Genomic DNA, 18257 nt, shown 5'->3' with positions numbered 1-18257 from the left:
GATTATACACCAATGGCACATCCAAAACGGAAAATCTCGAAACAGAGAAAAAATAAAAGAAGAACACACTACAAAGCAGTGACACCTTCTTTGGCAACTTGCGCAGCAACAGGTGCTATTCACGTACCTCACCGTGCATACAACGTTGATGGTAACCTATACTATAACGGTAAATTGGTTATCGAAAATACTCAAATCGGGTAATTTTCTTAAGAAATTGTTTGTGTTTTCAGCGGCTTTAGTCATACCTTAGTCCACTGAAAATTTAGGATTGAACCTAACTTAACACAAACAGATTTTTTCGATGAAAATAGGCCTCGACATAATGGGCGGAGACTATGCTCCCAAAGCAATCGTTTTGGGAGCAATAGCAGCTCATCAATCGCTAAACGCCGGAGAACATATTGTTCTTATCGGTGATACCGAACAGATTAAACCCATTCTCGCTGAAGAAGGCTTTAATCCGGATCATTTTGAATACGTTCATACTGATGAAGTTATTGGTATGGGCGAACATCCCACCAAAGCAATTGTTCAGAAACCAAATTCGAGCATTGCAGTTGGTTTTAACCTTTTAAAAGAGGGTAAAATCGATTCATTCGCCAGTGCAGGTAATTCTGGGGCAATGCTGGTTGGCGCTGTATTTAGCGTTAAAACCATTCCGGGCATTATCCGCCCATGTTTATGTTCCATACTCCCAAAACTTAAAGGCGGTACAGGCTTGTTATTGGATGTTGGCGCCAATGCAGATTGTAAGCCAGATATCTTATTGCAGTTTGGCGTTTTAGGCAGCCTATACGCTGAAAATTTATTTAGAATAGATCATCCGAGAGTGGCCTTAATGAACATTGGTGAGGAAGATGAAAAAGGGAATATGCTCAGTATGGCTACATTTCCACTGATGAAAGAGACCAGTTTGTTTAATTTTGTAGGTAATGTAGAAGGAAGGGATCTCTTTAATGATAAATCAGATGTAATTGTTTGCGATGGCTTTACCGGAAATGTTATGCTTAAACTGGCAGAATCTTTCTACGTGATCACCATCAAAAAGGGATTAAAAGATGAATTTTTTGACCGGTTTAACTACGAACAGTATGGCGGAAGTCCGGTTTTAGGTGTTAATGCTCCTGTTGTTATCGGACATGGAATTTCCAGCCCGCTGGCTGTTAAAAATATGGTTCTTCAATCCCGGGAAATGATTACCACAGGATTGGTAGAAAAAATTAGAATGGCATTTAAATAATAAAAAAAATTCTTAAAATGAGTAAAATTCATGCTGCTATTACAGCAGTAAATGGTTACGTTCCAGACTATGTGCTCACCAATGAAGAGTTAGAAACCATGGTTGATACCTCTGATGAATGGATTACGAGCAGAACGGGTATTAAGGAACGTAGAATTTTAAAGGGCGAAGGCTTAGGTACATCAGATATGGCAGTTCATGCCGTAAATGGCCTGCTTAAGAAAAGGGGAATAGATGCAAAGGAAATTGAACTGATTATTTTTTGCACGACAACACCTGATTTTACTTTTCCGGCGACAGCCAATGTGTTAGCCGATAAAATTGGTGCCACTAACGCCTGGGGTTACGATTTACAGGCAGCATGTTCTGGTTTTATCTTCGGTTTAGCAACTGGTGCATCTTTTGTAGAATCTGGAAGACATAAAAAAGTTTTGGTTGTTGGTGGCGATAAAATGTCATCCATTATCAATTATGAAGACCGTACCACCTGCATCATCTTTGGTGATGGTTGTGGTTGCGCACTACTGGAGCCTAATGAAGAAGGCCTGGGTGTTCAGGATTCCATTCTTAGAACAGATGGTGCTGGAAGAGATTTCCTGGGCATGAAAGCAGGAGGTTCTGTTCAGCCGGCCACGCATGAAAGCATTGATGCTAAATTACATTACGCCCACCAGGAGGGCCCTACAGTATTCAAATTTGCCGTAACCAATATGGCAGATGTTGCTGCTGAAATTATGGAACGCAATAATTTAACGGCTGAAGATGTGGCATGGTTGGTTCCGCACCAGGCAAACAAACGGATTATTGATGCGACCGCAAACCGCATGGGGGTTACTACCGATAAAGTAATGATCAATATTGAGCGTTACGGAAATACCACCAATGGTACCATTCCATTGTGCTTATGGGAATGGGAAAGCAGGTTAAAAAAAGGCGATAACATCGTTTTGGCTGCTTTTGGTGGTGGTTTTACATGGGGATCAATTTACCTCAAATGGGCTTACGATTCGAACTAGTCCTCAGCCGGAAGTCGAAAGTCTTCAGTCTGTTAACTATAAAATTTAAAACAAAAAAAGTATAACTTAGTTAATTCATTATACACTATTTTTTACATAACAAGGATTAAAAAATGGATATCAAACAAATACAGGAACTGATTAAATTTGTTTCTCGTTCTGGAGTAAACGAAGTTGCTATTGAGCAGGAAAACTTCAAGATTACGATTAAAACAAACCAGGCACCAACAGTTGTGCATGCTACCGTACCACAAGCACCGCTTGTACAGGCAGCAGCTCCGGTTGCTACGGCTCCTACCGCTCCGGTTGCAGCAACACCTGCTGTTCCAGCTGCTGAAGAAGATGCATCAAAATATATTACGATTAAATCTCCGATGATTGGTACTTTTTACCGTTCAGCAAGTCCCGAAAAACCAATGTTTGTAAATGTTGGCGATGAGGTTGGCATTGGTAAGGTTGTTTGTATCATTGAGGCAATGAAGCTTTTTAATGAAATTGAAAGTGAAGTTTCAGGTCGTATCGTTAAAATCCTGGTTGATAATGCATCTCCGGTAGAATATGATCAACCATTATTTTTAGTAGAACCTATTTAGAAGCTGATTTCACAGATTAATTTGATTTCACAGATTTTTGATCATACAGTTAAACCGGTGTAATCGTTTAAATCTGTGTAATCCTAAATTAAAAATTATGTTTAAAAAAATACTGATTGCCAACAGAGGGGAAATTGCATTACGCATTATCCGTACCTGTAAGGAAATGGGCATCAAAACAGTTGCTGTTTACTCTACCGCCGATCGCGAAAGTTTACATGTACGTTTTGCTGATGAGGCTGTTTGTATTGGTCCTCCACCAAGTAAAGATTCTTATTTAAATATTCCAAATATCATATCGGCCGCAGAATTAACCAACGCTGATGCCATACATCCGGGTTACGGTTTCCTGTCAGAAAATGCTAAGTTTTCTAACATTTGCCGTGAATACAACATCAAATTTATTGGTGCCACACCAGAGCAAATTAACGGGATGGGCGATAAAGCTTCTGCAAAAGAAACGATGAAAATTGCAGGTGTACCAACTATTCCGGGATCAGAAGGCTTACTTACCAGTGTTAGAGAAGGTATAGCTATTGCCAACGAAATGGGTTATCCGGTTATTTTAAAAGCTACTGCCGGTGGTGGTGGCCGTGGAATGCGCGTAGTTTGGAAAGATGAAGATTTCGAAAATGCATGGGATAGTGCACGTCAGGAATCTGGAGCTGCATTTGGTAATGATGGTTTGTATTTGGAAAAATATATTGAAGATCCCCGTCACATTGAAATCCAGATTATTGGTGACCAGTTTGGCAAAGCCTGTCACTTGTCAGAACGTGATTGTTCTATTCAACGCCGTCACCAGAAATTAGTGGAAGAATCTCCATCACCATTTATGACGGAAGAACTTCGTGTAAGAATGGGTGAAGCAGCCATCAAAGGTGCACAGGCTGTAAATTATGAAGGTGCCGGTACAATCGAATTTTTGGTTGATAAACACCGTAACTTCTATTTTATGGAAATGAATACACGTATCCAGGTAGAGCATCCGGTAACTGAAGAAGTCATTAACTTCGATTTAATCAAAGAACAAATTAAAGTGGCTGCCGGAATTCCAATATCAGGTAAAAATTATTTCCCTGACATGCATGCCATTGAATGCCGGATCAATGCCGAAGATCCTGCAAATAACTTCCGTCCTTCACCTGGAAGGATTACGAACTTCCATTCACCAGGTGGACATGGTGTTCGGGTAGATACCCACGTTTATGCTGGTTATTCTATTCCTTCAAATTACGATTCAATGATTGCAAAACTGATTTGTGTGGCACAAACCCGCGAAGAAGCCATTTGCACAATGGAACGTGCTTTAGGTGAATTTGTAATCGAAGGGATCAAAACCACCATCCCATTCCATTTACAATTGATGAAAGACCCTAATTTCAGAGCAGGAAATTTCACCACTAAATTCATGGAAACATTTGAATTTGCAGAATAATATAAACTATTTCTATATTTAACACGTAAATACCATTCTATTCATTTAGAATGGTATTTTTGTTTTCAACATGAGCGACACTACAGAAAAAACATCCCTACGCAAAGCAATCGGGCAAAAAGGAACAACACTGGAAGCAGAAATGTCTTTTTTTGATCACCTTGATGTACTCCGTAAACATTTAATCAGAGCCGTAATTGCCATTGGTGTATTTACAGGTATCGCCTTCTATTTCAATGAAGAAATTTTAGACAAAGTTATTTTCGGACCTAAAAAACCTGATTTCTGGACCTATAGAATGATGTGCAAACTGGTTGAAAATTTTCCTTCACTCGGTAAAGATATGTGTATCACTAAAATTAATGGTGAGATTATCAATACTGAAATGGCTGGTCAGTTTAATCTGCAGCTCAATGTGTGCGTAATGTGTGGCATTATTGCAGGCTTCCCCTATCTTCTCTGGGAAATCTGGCGTTTCATTAAACCAGCGCTACACGATAATGAACGGAAATCTGCCAGCGGATTTGTCTTTTTCGCATCCATCCTGTTTATCATTGGTATTCTTTTCGGCTATTTCGTGGTTTGTCCGCTTTCGGTTAATTTCCTAACAGGCTATACCGTAAGTGCAGAAATTAAAAATACTTTTACCGTAGATTCTTATCTTTCTTCTGTTGCCACATTAACTTTAGGAACAGGTATCATTTTCGAGCTTCCGGTCATTATTTTCATTTTATCGAAATTGGGATTAATGACGCCTAAACTGATGAGATCAAGCAGAAGATATGCCGCCGTGATTATTCTGATTATAGCTGCCATTGTAACGCCAACTCCGGATATCATGACGATGCTGATTGTGGCCACGCCTTTATTCTTATTATATGAATTAAGTATTTTCGTATCTGCATACATCGAAAGAAAGAAGAAAAAAGCAGATGCTGCTTTCTATGCTAACTAACAAAAACATTACGAACAGATTTTATAATTCTGTATAAATTTGAACATGTCTGAGACTAAAATTAAAATCGCCATTGGAGGTGATCATGCAGGCTTTGAATACAAGGAAATACTTAAGGATTTTCTAAAAGATTATGAAGTAAAAGATTTTGGACCACATTCTGCTGTTTCAGTTGATTATCCTGACTTTGCACACCCCCTGGCCTCCTCGGTAGAAAAAGGCGAATTTACTTATGGCATACTGCTTTGCGGTTCTGCAAATGGTGTGGCCATTACCGCGAATAAACATAACGGAATCAGGGCCGGCTTATGCTGGGAGAATGAAGTGGCCGCTTTGGTTCGAAAGCATAACAATGCCAACATCTTATGTATCCCAGCCAGATTTGTTTCAATAGCACAGGCCAAAGAAATCACCAACACTTTTTTAAATACTGCATTTGAAGGCGGCCGTCATCAAAACAGAATTGAAAAAATTTCATGTTAACCCTATTCACTCAACTAACCATTACCCATAATGAATAAAAGATTTTTAACCCTTGGGCTAGCCTCACTACTTAGTGTTTCCTGCTTTGCACAAGTTAAACCACTGGTACCAAACAAAGATGCCATCAGATTCAGCAAGGCTATTAATCCTGAAACGGCATTCAAACACCTTTCTGTTTTAGCTTCTGATGCATATGAAGGACGGGAAACCGGAAAAAAAGGTGCCTGGATGGCTGCAGATTACATTCGCGATTATTTTAAATCAATCGGATTAAAAGGACCGGTTGACGGCAGTTACTTCCAGAAAATTGACCTTGCCAGTTATGTGGTTAGTGAAAGTATGTTCACCATCAACGGACAGCCAAAACAAGCATACAAAGATTATCTGATTACCAGTAATGCCGTAGGTTTAAATGGCTTCACTTTCAGTGCAGATGAAGTTGTTTTTGCAGGTTATGGAATTTCTAAAGATGGTTTTAACGAATATGATGGCCTTAACATTGAAGGCAAAGTCGTGATGATTTTTGGATCGGGAGACCCAACTTTGAAAGCTACGGATAAAACAGACAGACGCGCGGCCATGATGGCGAGGCAAAAAAAATTAAATTACCTGGCCCAAAATAAGGCAAAAGCAGTAATTGTAATTGACCCTGCTGTTGATCAGATCTCTCCGGAACGCAAAGCAGCCTATGAAGCGGGCCAAGTGATAATGAGAACAGAAGAAGTGGTAGAGCGCATGAAAAAACAAAACCCTTTTACTATCATCAGCATTTCCACAGCTACTGCAAATGAAATTTTAAAAGCGGCAAATACTTCTGTTGATGCTTTTCAGAAAAAGACAGCTGAAACAACAAAACCAGCATCTCAAACCATCAATGTTGCCCTTTCTGCAAGTGCAATGAAAAAAGGAATGGCTGTTCGTGGAGAAAACGTGTTGGGTTATTTAGAAGGTTCTGATCCTAAACTTAAAAAAGAAGTGCTGGTATTAACCGGTCATTACGATCATATTGGAATTACACCTGAAGTAGAAGGGCCAGACAAAATTAATAACGGCGCAGATGATGACGGATCAGGCACCACTGGTGTTCTTTTAATGGCTAAAGCATTTACTGATGCAAAAAAAGCAGGTAAAGGCCCGAAACGGAGCATTTTATTTATGACCGTAGTAGGAGAAGAAAAAGGTTTGTGGGGTTCTGATTGGTACTCGCAACATCCTGTTTTTCCGGTAGAGAATACCATTGCAGATTTAAATACAGATATGATTGGCCGTATCGGTGAGGAGTATCTTGGAAAACCTGATTCTGCCAATTATATTTATTCTGTAGGTTCAAAAATGTTGAGTTCTGATTTAGGTAAGTTAAGTGAACAGGTAAATGCAACTTATACTAAAATGAAACTGGATTATAAATATGATGATCCTCAGGATACCCAGCGCATTTATTACCGTTCAGATCATTATAACTTTGCTAAACTGGGTATTCCAATTATTTTCTATTATGACGGAATGCTGGAACAGGATTACCACAGGCCGGGGGATGAAGTTAGCAAGATTAACTTCACTCTATTGACAAAAAGGGCAAAATTAACTTACTACACTGCCTGGGAACTGGCTAATGGTGCGAAAAGACCAGCCGTTGATTTAGATGGAAAAGGAAATCCTAAGAAATAATAAAGTCATAAAATCAAGCCTCCTGATATTCGGGAGGCTTTTTTATGCACATTACTTTTGGCGGCAGTAGAAATTCATATCTTTGGTTTATGATGAAGACAGCCGAGGAATTTTTAGAAAAATCTGATGAAAAAGCTTTCGATTTACCGCATCGTAAAACCATAAATTATAATATTGGCAAATACAATACGGCAGTAGAACGTGGATTATCAAAATTCGAAAACCTCGAGGCATCTAAAAAGAAGGCTCACGTGATCAAATGGCGTGTGATGGAGAATCTGGATAAATTCCTGCCTGAGTTTGAATCAAATTTTCAACGTCGAGGAGGCAAAGTCATCTGGGCAAATGATGCCGAAGAAGCCCAGCGGGAGATCCTGAACATCATCCAACGCAATAATGGCAAAACGGTAATCAAATCAAAATCGATGACCACCGAGGAAATTCACCTGAATGATTTCCTGGAAAGTAACCAAATCGAATCTTTAGAAAGCGATTTAGGTGAATACATTGTGCAATTGCTGGGGCAAGCACCTTATCATATTGTTACGCCAGCCATGCACCTGAGTGCAACCGACATTGCCAAATTGTTTCATGATAAATTCGGTACGCCTATAGATGCCACGCCACCACAGCTCGTTCAAAAAGCACGTGAATTGCTTCGCGATAAATATTTAAAAGCAGATATCGGCATCAGTGGTGGGAACTTCCTGATTGCTGATACCGGCAGTATTGCGCTTACTGAAAATGAAGGGAATGCCCGTTTAAGTACCACTTTCCCAAAAATACATATTGCTATTGTGGGTATTGAAAAGGTAATCCCTTCCATGGCAGATTTAGATTTATTCTGGCCGCTGCTGGCCTCACACGGAACCGGACAAAACTTAACGGTTTACAATACCATTTTAAGTGGCCCGCGTCAGCCAAATGAAACCGATGGCCCTGAAGAAATGTACGTTATCCTTTTAGATAATGGCCGTACAAATTTACTTGCTCAAAAAGACCAGCGCCAGGGCCTATACTGCATCCGTTGCGGAGCATGTTTAAATGCTTGTCCGGTTTATAAAAACATCGGTGGTCATACCTATAATACCACCTATAGCGGACCAATTGGCGCTGTAATTACGCCGCACCTTAAGGGCATGGAAGAGTTTAAACACTTAAGTTATGCCTCAAGTTTGTGCGGAAAATGTTCAGAAGTTTGTCCGGTTAAAATTGACATCCACAAGATGCTTTTGCTGAACCGCAGAGATGCTGCAACAGCACATGAAAACGGTAAGGTGGAAGAAATGGGCTGGGGAATGTTTAACCGGATGATGCAGAAACGTAAATGGATGGATTTCTTCGGCGGAAAGTTTAAAAATTTTATGCTTAAATCCTTTTTTAAAAAAAGCTGGGGTAAATATCGTGAAATGCCGGCGGTAGCCGATAAATCCTTTGCTAAACAGTGGGAAGAGTTGAAGAAAAGTAAGGAGTCTTGAGTCCAGAGTCATTAGTCAAAATAACCAGATATGCAATTTCACAGAGGAGATAAAGACGACAAATTCTTACTGAATTTATATAAAAAGCTGCTTTATCCCCGTTTGGTAGAAGAGAAAATGCTAAAATTATTGCGCCAGGGCAGAATTGGAAAATGGTTTTCGGGTATTGGTCAGGAAGCCATCGCAGTAGGCAGCACTTTGGCGATGCATAATGATGAATATATTTTACCCATGCACCGCAACCTGGGTGTTTTCACCTCGCGTGGTATTCCATTAAAAAAATTGGTGGCACAGTGGCAGGGCAAAATCACCGGCTTTACTAAGGGTCGCGACCGCTCTTTCCATTTTGGCACACAAGATTATAAAATTATTGGAATGATATCCCATCTCGGTCCGCAAATGGCATTGGCTGATGGTATAGCATTGGCTGATGTATTACGCCAGCGGCCTAATGCTACACTGGTTTATACCGGAGAAGGTGCAACCAGTGAAGGCGATTTCCACGAAGCTGTAAATGTTGCCGCTGTTTGGAATCTTCCGGTTATTTTCCTCATTGAGAATAACGGTTACGGATTATCCACACCAAAATCAGAGCAATTCAGCTGCAAAAATTTAGTTGATAAAGCCGTTGGCTATGGCATAGAAGGAATCCAGGTAGATGGCAACAACATTTTAGAAGTTTACGATACGATTGATCGTATTGCAACGGATATTCGTCAAAATCCGCGGCCGGTTTTATTGGAATGTATCACCTTCAGGATGCGTGGACACGAAGAAGCATCAGGTACTAAATACGTTCCTCAGGAATTATTTGAGGAATGGGAAAAGAAAGATCCGCTCAGCAATTATGAAGCTTATTTAATTGAGCAAGGTATTTTAACATCCGACTCAATCATTGATCTCAAAATTAAAAATAAACGGGACATTGAACTGGAAGTGGAAGAAGCCTTTAATGAACCGGAACCAGCGGCAGATCCCCATCATGAAGAAGCTGATATGTATTTTCCCTTCGCTCAACAGGTTACAGAACCGGAACACTCATCAACTGAAAAGCGATATCTGGATGCCATAAGCGAAGGACTGGACTTGGCCATGCAAAAATACCCCAATTTGGTTTTAATGGGACAAGACATTGCAGACTATGGAGGAGCCTTTAAAATTACAGATGGCTTTACCGCTAAATATGGTAAAGAAAGGGTAAGGAACACACCGATTTGCGAATCTGCCATTGTTGGTGCGGGCTTGGGTTTATCCATCAATGGCTATAAGGCTGTGGTAGAAATGCAATTTGCAGATTTTGTAACCGTTGGATTTAATCAGATTGTAAACAATTTAGCGAAAACACATTATCGGTGGGGCGAAAAGGCCGATGTAGTGATACGTATGCCTACAGGGGCTGGAACGGGTGCCGGACCATTTCACTCACAAAGCAATGAAGCCTGGTTCACCAAAACCCCGGGATTGAAAATTGTTTACCCCGCTTTTCCGGCTGATGCAAAAGGATTATTACTGGCTGCCATTGAAGACCCAAATCCTGTGCTTTATTTTGAGCATAAGTATTTATACAGAAGCTTAACCGCTCCTGTTCCCGATGGTTATTACACTACTGCCATTGGAAAGGCCGTTACTTTAAAAAAAGGCGAAAAGTTCACCATCATAACTTATGGTTTAGGCGTTCATTGGGCTTTAGATTACCTAAAAAACAATCCGGATAGCGATGCAACCTTAATTGATTTAAGAACATTGCAACCCTGGGATAAAGAAACTGTTGCCAAAGCAGTAAGAACAACGGGAAGAGTTTTAATTTTGCATGAGGACACGTTAACCAATGGATTTGGTGCTGAAATTTCAGCCTGGATCGGAGAACATTGTTTTACTGATTTGGATGCTCCGGTTATGCGATGCGCCAGTTTAGACACCGCAATTCCGATGAGTAAAATATTGGAGGAAGATTTTTTAGCGAAAGCGAGATTAGCGCAAACGATAGATAAGTTATTAAAATATTAAATAATTTTTGCCACAGAAATTCCGGAAGATATTAGTTGTCATTCCATCCCAATCTGTATTTCTGTGGCCAATTCATAAAAAGCACAAATGAACAATTTTAAAGTCAAAGGAAACATAGTTGATATCACAAACCGAAATATTTTCTTTGGCGAAGTAGAAGTTGAGGATGGAAAAATAAAGTGTATAAACGCGATTTCCGAAGCAAAAGAAGATACTCATTTTATTTTGCCAGGATTCATCGACAGCCATGTACATATTGAAAGCAGCATGTTAATTCCGAGTGAATTTGCCAGATTAGCGGTTGTGCACGGAACAGTTTCTACCATTAGTGATCCACACGAAATTGCCAATGTTTGCGGCATGAAAGGTGTTGAGTTTATGATTGAAAACGGAAATACCGTACCTTTTAAGTTCAATTTTGGTGCACCCAGCTGCGTGCCGGCTACCATTTTTGAAACAGCAGGAGCCGAACTCAATCATGATGATGTTAGCAAGCTTTTAGAACGGCCGGAGATCAAATACCTGAGTGAAATGATGAATTTTCCGGGTGTGCTTTTTAAAGATGAAGAGGTTTTACAGAAAATTGCTTCTGCACATAAATTGGGCAAACCTGTAGACGGGCATGCCCCAGGTTTACGTGGTGATACCGTTCAACAGTATATTGATGCCGGTATTTCTACAGATCATGAATGTTTCACTGCTGAAGAAGCATTGGATAAATTACAGCGTGGGATGAAAATCCTCATCCGCGAGGGAAGTGCCGCTAAAAATTTCGATGCCCTGATCGGTTTATTAAATGAATGGCCCGACATGATGATGTTTTGCAGTGACGACAAACATCCTGATAGTTTGGTCGACAATCATATTAATGCACTTTGTGCAAGGGCAATAGATAAAGGAATAGATATTTTTAATGTTCTTCAGGCTGCGTGTATTAATCCGGTTCTTCATTATAAACTGGATGTTGGTACCCTAAAGCTTAATGATCCGGCAGATTTTATCGTGATCGAAGATCTGAAAAACTTTCAGGTTAAACAAACCTACATCGACGGCATATTGCTTGCTGAAAATGGAAAAACAGCTGGAGACTGGGTGAAGCACCTGCCTGATCAGGAATCAGTAAACCATTTCAGCTGCAGTTTCAAAAAAGAAGAAGATTTTGTTTATCCGTTTACAGACCAGCAGGAAATCCCAGTGATCGAAGCTTTAGACGGGCAGTTAATTACCAACAGGCTTTACTCCAAACCTCAGGTTTTAAATGGAAACATCGTCAGCGATTTGAAGAATGATGTATTAAAAATAGTGGTGGTGAATCGTTATCATAACGCCCCCATTGCTGTTTCCTTTGTGAAAAATTTTGGCCTCATAAAAGGCGCTATTGCATCCAGCGTAGCGCATGACAGTCATAACATCATTGCTGTTGGTGTAGATGACAAAAGCATTTGTGATGCAGTTAATCTGGTTATTAAAGAAACTGGTGGTGTAGTTGCATTAGGAGATGGGAAAGAAGAGGTTCTGCCTTTACCGGTAGCGGGTTTGATGAGTAACCAAAACGGCTATCAGGTGGCTGAGCGTTATACCTCAATTGATCAGTTTGCCAAGAAATTGGGTTCGACTTTGGTCGCTCCTTTCATGACACTTTCTTTTATGGCACTCTTAGTGATTCCACATTTAAAGCTGAGCGATAAAGGTTTATTTGATGGGGATAAGTTTGAGTTTGTGTAAGGCGTTCGTCACCCTGAATTTATTTCAGGGTCTTTTTGTTGATAAAGATGCCGGAACAGTTCAGCAGGGCGATCGCGAAAAAATTATTCTACCACAAAAACCTCCGCTAAGGGATTAAACAGATACAAACGTTTATCATCCAGACAAATACAGCGGTAGCGCTTTCTGATTCGTTCTCCTTTGGTAAAACGCCGGCCATCTTTAATTTTAAAGTTAGCGTTAAGCGGAATTTGTTCTAAATGTAAAGTCTCCGTTTGATTGCGATCATACTTTTTTAAAACACGTGATAAATGCAGGTCAGAGCAACTTGATGCAGCCGGATTGGACATATAATTATTTATGGCCTGATGAATATCTGCCGGAAAGATGTGCATATCGAAAAACGGAACCATCATCCGCTGGAAGTTTTTTTTCCACTCTGCACCATGAGGTTTTACTTTGTTCTTGAAATCGTTCCAGGTGAGTAAGTGCGCAAATTCATGGACAGTAGTTACCAGAAAGGCGTAATGATTGAGGTTAAAGTTTACCGAAATTCTGTGGCCCTTGCCCTGATAAGGATGGCGGTAATCGCCCAGTTTGGTTGAACGGGTTTTAGCGATCTTAAATTCACACTGAAAATAATCAATCCACTTTGCAATGAGCGGTGCCGCTGGTTCTGGCATATACTGCGCTAAAACTTTAACCTTTTCCACGGATGCTAAGATAAATAATTTTAAGGTTTAACCACAAAGGACACAAAGTTTTACACAGAGGAAACAGAATCTTCTTGTAGTGTATAACCACAGAGTGCACTAAGTTTACATAGAGAAAACGGAGATGTTTTAGTAACCATTAACAACTCTTTTGATCCCATCTTTCAATCTTAAAACATTAAAATTAATCAACAATCCAAACCTATAACCACCTAATTTCATATAAGTTAAGGTTTGTGCTAAATGAATATCATTTAAGCCTTCAACACTTTTCAATTCTAAAACTAACTTATTCTCTACCAAGAGATCAATTCGATAGCCACAATCCAAACTTACCTCTTCAAAGAACAAAGGCATTATTTTTTCTTTTTCAACCTGAAAACCTGCTTTATCAATTTAATAAAACAGACATTCCTTGTAAGCACTCTCAAGCAATCCAGGGCCAAGAGCTGTGTGAATATCTATAGCCAATCCAATAATGGTCCTAGTTAATAAATCCTCTTTCATAATCCTTTGTGTTCTCTGTGCCTCACTCTGTTCGCTCTGTGGTAAAAACATCGATCTATTCCTCGGATGGGAACAACGACGCCAGCACCAACTTAATCTCCCCAAAAGAATAATCCTTTCCCAAAAACTCCCTTATGGTAGCCATTGATTTTGTTTTCTGGCTTTCTACCGCATCCGTAATATTCTTAATTTTATTAGGCTTTACCAGCTTACTCACATCCAGTTGCCGGGTAGAAACATAATATGCCAGATGCCCTTCAATCGTACCAATAGAAAAACCCCTTTCTTTTGCAATCTCTCCTAAACTTTTACCCTGCTCATAAAGCTCAAAGCTTACCAGCTTGGTATCAATTTTAGGCTCCTTTTTCTTTTTCTCCACTGCAGACTTTACCTTCAGTGTTTCACCCTTCAACTGAATGGCCTTTTGCAGCTGCCGGTTTCTTTCTGAAGCATTTAATAACGCATCTGTATCTGCTTTGCTAAACTCCTTACCATCGATAATTGCCTGCAGTAAGGCCTTGCTTTTATGCATTTTCTTCAGCTGCTCATATACCAGTATCTCCAGTTCCAGCAACTCTGTCAGATAAGTTTTAATCTGTTTTTCTTCTTTTACCGCCTCAATATGAGCTAATAACTGATCTGAAACACCCTTAATTAGCGGATTGAAATATTTTAATGCAGCCCCCACCCTTTTTGAAACATTAAATAAAGTGTGTTCAGTTTGTTGAGCGAACAGGTTTTTCAGTTGATTGATAAAGGTATCAGCCGTTGCCGCTATTTTCTGAAAATCACGGTAGAGATTCATCGTCCACTCATCATAACGCTGCTTGGTGGATTTGGCCTCACTTTTATCAAAAGTCTGAACATGTTCCTTCAGGTAATACCTCACCAGGTTCAGGTCAAAAGCCGACAATAAATAAGTTCTGATAAAATCATAGCTCTCCAAACTGATCCGCTGATTCAGCACTTCATTTGGTTGTTTCGTTTTAGAAAAATAATGAATATTCTGATCCTGCTGCAGACCGGTTTCACGCAGGTGAGAAGTTAATACCAAGCCTTTTAATGAACGTAAACGCGAAAGGGCAACATAAGCCTGTCCGGGCGCAAAAGCATCTCCAATATCGATGATGGCTTTATCAAAGGTTAAACCCTGACTTTTATGTACCGTAATGGCCCAGGCCAGTTTAATCGGATATTGTACAAATGAGCCAGCAACATTTTCATCGATTTCATTGGTCGCTTCATTCAGTTTATACTTGACATTTTCCCAGGTATAAGGCGAAATCTGAATCACCACCTTGTCTTCCGGCAATTCAATTTCTACCACATCCTTTTCAATATGATGAACCACACCTATTTTACCATTGTAATATCGCTTCTCGGCCGTCATATCATTTTTAATGAACATGATTTGTGCCCCCACTTTAAGTTCCAGGCGTTTATCATTGGGATAGGCATGTTCATTGAAATCACCGGTAATTTTGGCATCAAAGAAATAGGATTTCGTTTTTAACTGCGTTAACCTTTCTCTGTTAATTGTATCTGCCTTATTATTATGCGTGGTTAGCGTAATATAATTTTCATCAGTATCCGGTTTAAAATCCTGTCTGAAATGTTGCTTCAGCAAAGCCGTATCCTCAGCAGTAATCTGATTATTTCGTAAGTTGTTCAGTAAATTAATAAATACGCTATCATTTTGACGGTAGATTTTATCCAGCTCGATGTAAACCGGTGGATTTTCCTGCAAAGCCAGTGCATCAAAAAAATAAATGCTCTTATAAAAGCCGGCCATCACCCGCCATTCATCATTTTTCACCACTGGTGGCAACTGGTGCAAATCACCAATAAAAAGTAGCTGAACACCTCCGAAAGGTATATTTCTGTTTCTGCGGATATATCGAAGAGAAAAATCAATTGCATCCAGCATATCGGCACGCAACATACTAACTTCATCAATGACCAGTAATTCTAATTCCTGAATCATCCGCCGCTTATTGCCCTGCATATTTAAATGCTTCACAATGGTTTTGGGTGTATTAAAATTAAAAGTGATATTCTGACTGATAATACCTGCCGCCGCATCCGGAAAAAACGCACCAAACGGCAGCTGAAAAAGAGAATGAATGGTTACACCGGCGGCATTGATGGCAGCAATACCCGTTGGCGCACAAATCATTGCTTTTTTGTGCGTAAGCTGAATGAGTTTTCTTAAAAAGGTAGTTTTACCTGTACCAGCTTTCCCGGTTAAGAAAACGTGCTTAGCGGTATAATTCACAAATTTAGCCGCGATCTCAGCGGGCATAGATGTTTCTTCCAGAGTGGGCATTAGCAGTAAAATTTTAATTGGTAATAAACGGAGGGACGAATAAAGCTAAACATTTTAGTACAAAACTAAAGAATGATTAATGAGAAATTTTAATTTTAGATGGATATTTTTGGTCTAAATCTTTATTTAATCGATAATATCATCATTCGCGGAATAAAAACCTCAATAGAATTACTGCATAAGCAATCTAAACCTGACAGAAACGGCAGCCTCCGATTTAAGCACCGGTTTATGCTATATTTTGGTGTGCTTGCTTGTTTCACAGGTTTTCTATCGGAGCTATAGTGTATGGCAGGGCTTCAATAACAAAAGAACCACTGTCCTTACTTTTCTAAATCTATTCACCTCAACAATAAAACAATACAATAACCTAACAATTAATGATAAAGCTTTTTATTATCTTTGCGGCCTGATGAAACAACAATATTCAAATCTTATCGCTGTTAAATTCCTTTAACCAGGTTTCATCTCCCTTTACACCCAACATTTTATTATGCTTAACCCTGAAATAGAAAAACGTAAAACCTTTGCCATTATTAGTCACCCCGATGCGGGCAAAACCACTTTGACGGAAAAATTCCTGCTCTTTGGTGGTGCGATCAATACTGCAGGTGCGGTAAAACGGAACAAAGCGAACCAAAGCAATACTTCCGACTTTATGGAAATTGAAAAGCAACGTGGTATCTCGGTGGCTACATCCGTAATGGGTTTTGAGTATAGTGGAAAACGGATCAACATTCTGGATACACCTGGTCACAAGGATTTTGCCGAAGATACTTACAGAACTTTATCAGCGGTAGACAGCGTTATTCTGGTGGTTGATTGTGTAAAAGGTGTGGAGGAGCAGACCGAGAAGCTCATGTCGGTTTGCCGCATGCGGAACACCCCGGTTATCATCTTCATTAACAAAATGGACCGCGAAGGTAAAGAGGCTTATGATTTACTGGATGAAATTGAGGAAAAACTGAACATCAGCTTATGCCCGCTTTCATGGCCTATCGGACAGGGCCACACCTTTAAAGGCGTTTACAGCATTTACAATAAACACTTGAATTTATTCAATTCTGATAAAACAAAAGTAACCGATTCAGTTGTGGCGGCCAGTGACTTAAATGACCCCTCCTTATTAAATTACCTGAAGGAAAACGAAATCAATACCTTAAAAGATGATGTAGAACTGGTTGACGGCATTTATGGCAAAATTGATAAAGATTTATACACCGAAGGTTTAGTTGCGCCTGTATTTTTTGGAAGCGCCATCAATAACTTTGGGATCAAAGAACTATTGGATACTTTCATTGATATTGCCCCAAGTCCACGGTTACGTGAGGCCGAAGAAAGAGATGTATTGGTTGAAGAGAAAAATTTCAGTGGATTTGTATTTAAAATTCACGCCAACTTAGATCCGAAACACCGCGACAGAATTGCCTTTTTAAGGATCTGTTCTGGCAAGTTCGAGCGAAATAAATTCTATTACCATACCCGTCAGGATAAAAAACTGAAATTCTCCAACCCGATGGATTTCATGGCTAACGAGAAAAGTATTGTGGAAGAGGCCTGGCCAGGTGACGTGGTGGGTTTATATGATAGTGGCAACTTTAAAATTGGCGATACCTTAACTGAAGGCGAAAAACTGCAGTTTAAGGGCATTCCAAGTTTCTCTCCATCTATCTTTAAAGAAGTAGAAAACATGGATCCGATGCGCACCAAACAATTGGAAAAAGGTATTGAGCAGTTAACGGATGAAGGTGTGGCGCAGCTATTTGTAATGCAGCCCGGAAATCGTAAAGTAATTGGTGCCGTAGGTGAACTTCAGTTTGAGGTAATCAATTTCCGTTTGGAACATGAATATGGCGCAAAATGCCGTTTCCGTACCTTAAGTTATACCCGCTCAAGTTGGGTAACTTCAACTGATAAAAAGAAACTGGATGAATTTGTAAAACGTAAACAACAGCACATTGGCTTTGATAAAGAAGCCAATCCTGTTTATCTGGCTGATAGTGAATACATGATTAATTTAACTAAACAGGATTATCCGGATATCGATTTCCACAAAACAAGCGAGTTTAAGAGTTAGTTGGGAGTTTCCAGTCCTGAGGCTGAAGTTTAAATGACAGAAGAACCTG

General features: G+C 39.8%; 14 protein-coding genes and 1 pseudogene. 12 read left to right on the top strand and 3 right to left on the bottom strand.

What is annotated here, in order from left to right:
* The first annotated feature begins 12 nt into the window (after positions 1-12).
* From rpmF to ade, 11 genes are all read left to right on the top strand, one after another.
* Positions 13-204, top strand: coding sequence for a 50S ribosomal protein L32 (gene rpmF / locus CBW18_RS17230; protein WP_010600130.1), 192 nt, complete (start codon positions 13-15; stop codon positions 202-204).
* Between the two features lie 100 nt (positions 205-304).
* Complete coding sequence (gene plsX, locus CBW18_RS17225) at positions 305-1243, top strand: phosphate acyltransferase PlsX (protein ID WP_088302563.1); 939 nt, start codon at positions 305-307, stop codon at positions 1241-1243.
* Positions 1244-1260: 17 nt separating this feature from the next.
* Positions 1261-2259 carry a beta-ketoacyl-ACP synthase III gene (locus CBW18_RS17220; RefSeq protein WP_088302562.1) on the top strand — a complete coding sequence of 333 codons (999 nt, stop codon included), beginning with the start codon at positions 1261-1263 and terminating at the stop codon, positions 2257-2259.
* A gap of 113 nt (positions 2260-2372) precedes the next feature.
* The gene (gene accB, locus CBW18_RS17215) at positions 2373-2852 is read left to right on the top strand and encodes an acetyl-CoA carboxylase biotin carboxyl carrier protein (RefSeq protein WP_088302561.1); all 480 of its coding nucleotides are present in this window, start codon (positions 2373-2375) and stop codon (positions 2850-2852) included.
* Positions 2853-2949: 97 nt separating this feature from the next.
* Positions 2950-4290 (top strand): acetyl-CoA carboxylase biotin carboxylase subunit, encoded by a 1341-nt coding sequence (accC, locus tag CBW18_RS17210; RefSeq protein WP_088302560.1) that lies wholly within the window; start codon positions 2950-2952, stop codon positions 4288-4290.
* Positions 4291-4360: 70 nt separating this feature from the next.
* Positions 4361-5245, top strand: a complete 885-nt coding sequence (gene tatC, locus CBW18_RS17205) for a twin-arginine translocase subunit TatC (RefSeq protein WP_029287019.1) — start codon at positions 4361-4363, stop codon at positions 5243-5245.
* Positions 5246-5290: 45 nt separating this feature from the next.
* Entirely contained in the window at positions 5291-5728 is a 438-nt protein-coding gene (rpiB, locus tag CBW18_RS17200) for a ribose 5-phosphate isomerase B (RefSeq protein ID WP_088302559.1), read from the top strand.
* 30 nt (positions 5729-5758) lie between these two features.
* Positions 5759-7396 (top strand): M28 family peptidase, encoded by a 1638-nt coding sequence (locus CBW18_RS17195; RefSeq protein WP_088302558.1) that lies wholly within the window; start codon positions 5759-5761, stop codon positions 7394-7396.
* An 89-nt stretch (positions 7397-7485) separates the two neighbouring features.
* Entirely contained in the window at positions 7486-8874 is a 1389-nt protein-coding gene (locus tag CBW18_RS17190; RefSeq protein ID WP_088302557.1) for a LutB/LldF family L-lactate oxidation iron-sulfur protein, read from the top strand.
* A gap of 30 nt (positions 8875-8904) precedes the next feature.
* Positions 8905-10881, top strand: coding sequence for a thiamine pyrophosphate-dependent enzyme (locus tag CBW18_RS17185; RefSeq protein ID WP_088302556.1), 1977 nt, complete (start codon positions 8905-8907; stop codon positions 10879-10881).
* A gap of 87 nt (positions 10882-10968) precedes the next feature.
* Entirely contained in the window at positions 10969-12606 is a 1638-nt protein-coding gene (gene ade / locus CBW18_RS17180; RefSeq protein ID WP_088302555.1) for an adenine deaminase, read from the top strand.
* Positions 12607-12689: 83 nt separating this feature from the next.
* Here the strand turns inward: ade and CBW18_RS17175 are convergent, their stop codons facing one another.
* From CBW18_RS17175 to CBW18_RS21785, 3 genes and pseudogenes are all read right to left on the bottom strand, one after another.
* Positions 12690-13298: a SprT-like domain-containing protein gene (locus CBW18_RS17175; protein WP_253249070.1), complete on the bottom strand. Its 609-nt coding sequence runs from the start codon at positions 13296-13298 to the stop codon at positions 12690-12692.
* A 129-nt stretch (positions 13299-13427) separates the two neighbouring features.
* A pseudogene (locus CBW18_RS17170) lies at positions 13428-13805 on the bottom strand (GxxExxY protein).
* 55 nt (positions 13806-13860) lie between these two features.
* Positions 13861-16131 (bottom strand): helix-turn-helix domain-containing protein, encoded by a 2271-nt coding sequence (locus CBW18_RS21785; protein WP_216359260.1) that lies wholly within the window; start codon positions 16129-16131, stop codon positions 13861-13863.
* Between the two features lie 493 nt (positions 16132-16624).
* Between CBW18_RS21785 and CBW18_RS17160 the strand changes: the two genes are divergently transcribed.
* On the top strand, positions 16625-18208 hold the full coding sequence (locus CBW18_RS17160) for a peptide chain release factor 3 (protein ID WP_088302554.1): 1584 nt from the start codon (positions 16625-16627) through the stop codon (positions 18206-18208).
* The last annotated feature ends 49 nt before the right edge of the window (positions 18209-18257 follow it).

Source organism: Pedobacter sp. AJM (genome assembly GCF_002197755.1).
In the GTDB taxonomy this organism is placed as follows: domain Bacteria; phylum Bacteroidota; class Bacteroidia; order Sphingobacteriales; family Sphingobacteriaceae; genus Pedobacter.
This window is presented reverse-complemented; position numbering and strand designations above follow the sequence as displayed.

What these genes read in the sequence shown, in the direction of transcription:
- rpmF (WP_010600130.1), top strand. Translation starts at nt 13, where the DNA reads ATGGCACATCCAAAACGGAAAATCTCGAAACAGAGAAAAAATAAAAGA.
- plsX (WP_088302563.1), top strand. Translation starts at nt 305, where the DNA reads ATGAAAATAGGCCTCGACATAATGGGCGGAGACTATGCTCCCAAAGCA.
- CBW18_RS17220 (WP_088302562.1), top strand. Translation starts at nt 1,261, where the DNA reads ATGAGTAAAATTCATGCTGCTATTACAGCAGTAAATGGTTACGTTCCA.
- accB (WP_088302561.1), top strand. Translation starts at nt 2,373, where the DNA reads ATGGATATCAAACAAATACAGGAACTGATTAAATTTGTTTCTCGTTCT.
- accC (WP_088302560.1), top strand. Translation starts at nt 2,950, where the DNA reads ATGTTTAAAAAAATACTGATTGCCAACAGAGGGGAAATTGCATTACGC.
- tatC (WP_029287019.1), top strand. Translation starts at nt 4,361, where the DNA reads ATGAGCGACACTACAGAAAAAACATCCCTACGCAAAGCAATCGGGCAA.
- rpiB (WP_088302559.1), top strand. Translation starts at nt 5,291, where the DNA reads ATGTCTGAGACTAAAATTAAAATCGCCATTGGAGGTGATCATGCAGGC.
- CBW18_RS17195 (WP_088302558.1), top strand. Translation starts at nt 5,759, where the DNA reads ATGAATAAAAGATTTTTAACCCTTGGGCTAGCCTCACTACTTAGTGTT.
- CBW18_RS17190 (WP_088302557.1), top strand. Translation starts at nt 7,486, where the DNA reads ATGATGAAGACAGCCGAGGAATTTTTAGAAAAATCTGATGAAAAAGCT.
- CBW18_RS17185 (WP_088302556.1), top strand. Translation starts at nt 8,905, where the DNA reads ATGCAATTTCACAGAGGAGATAAAGACGACAAATTCTTACTGAATTTA.
- ade (WP_088302555.1), top strand. Translation starts at nt 10,969, where the DNA reads ATGAACAATTTTAAAGTCAAAGGAAACATAGTTGATATCACAAACCGA.
- CBW18_RS21785 (WP_216359260.1), bottom strand. Translation starts at nt 16,131, where the DNA reads ATGCCCACTCTGGAAGAAACATCTATGCCCGCTGAGATCGCGGCTAAA.
- CBW18_RS17160 (WP_088302554.1), top strand. Translation starts at nt 16,625, where the DNA reads ATGCTTAACCCTGAAATAGAAAAACGTAAAACCTTTGCCATTATTAGT.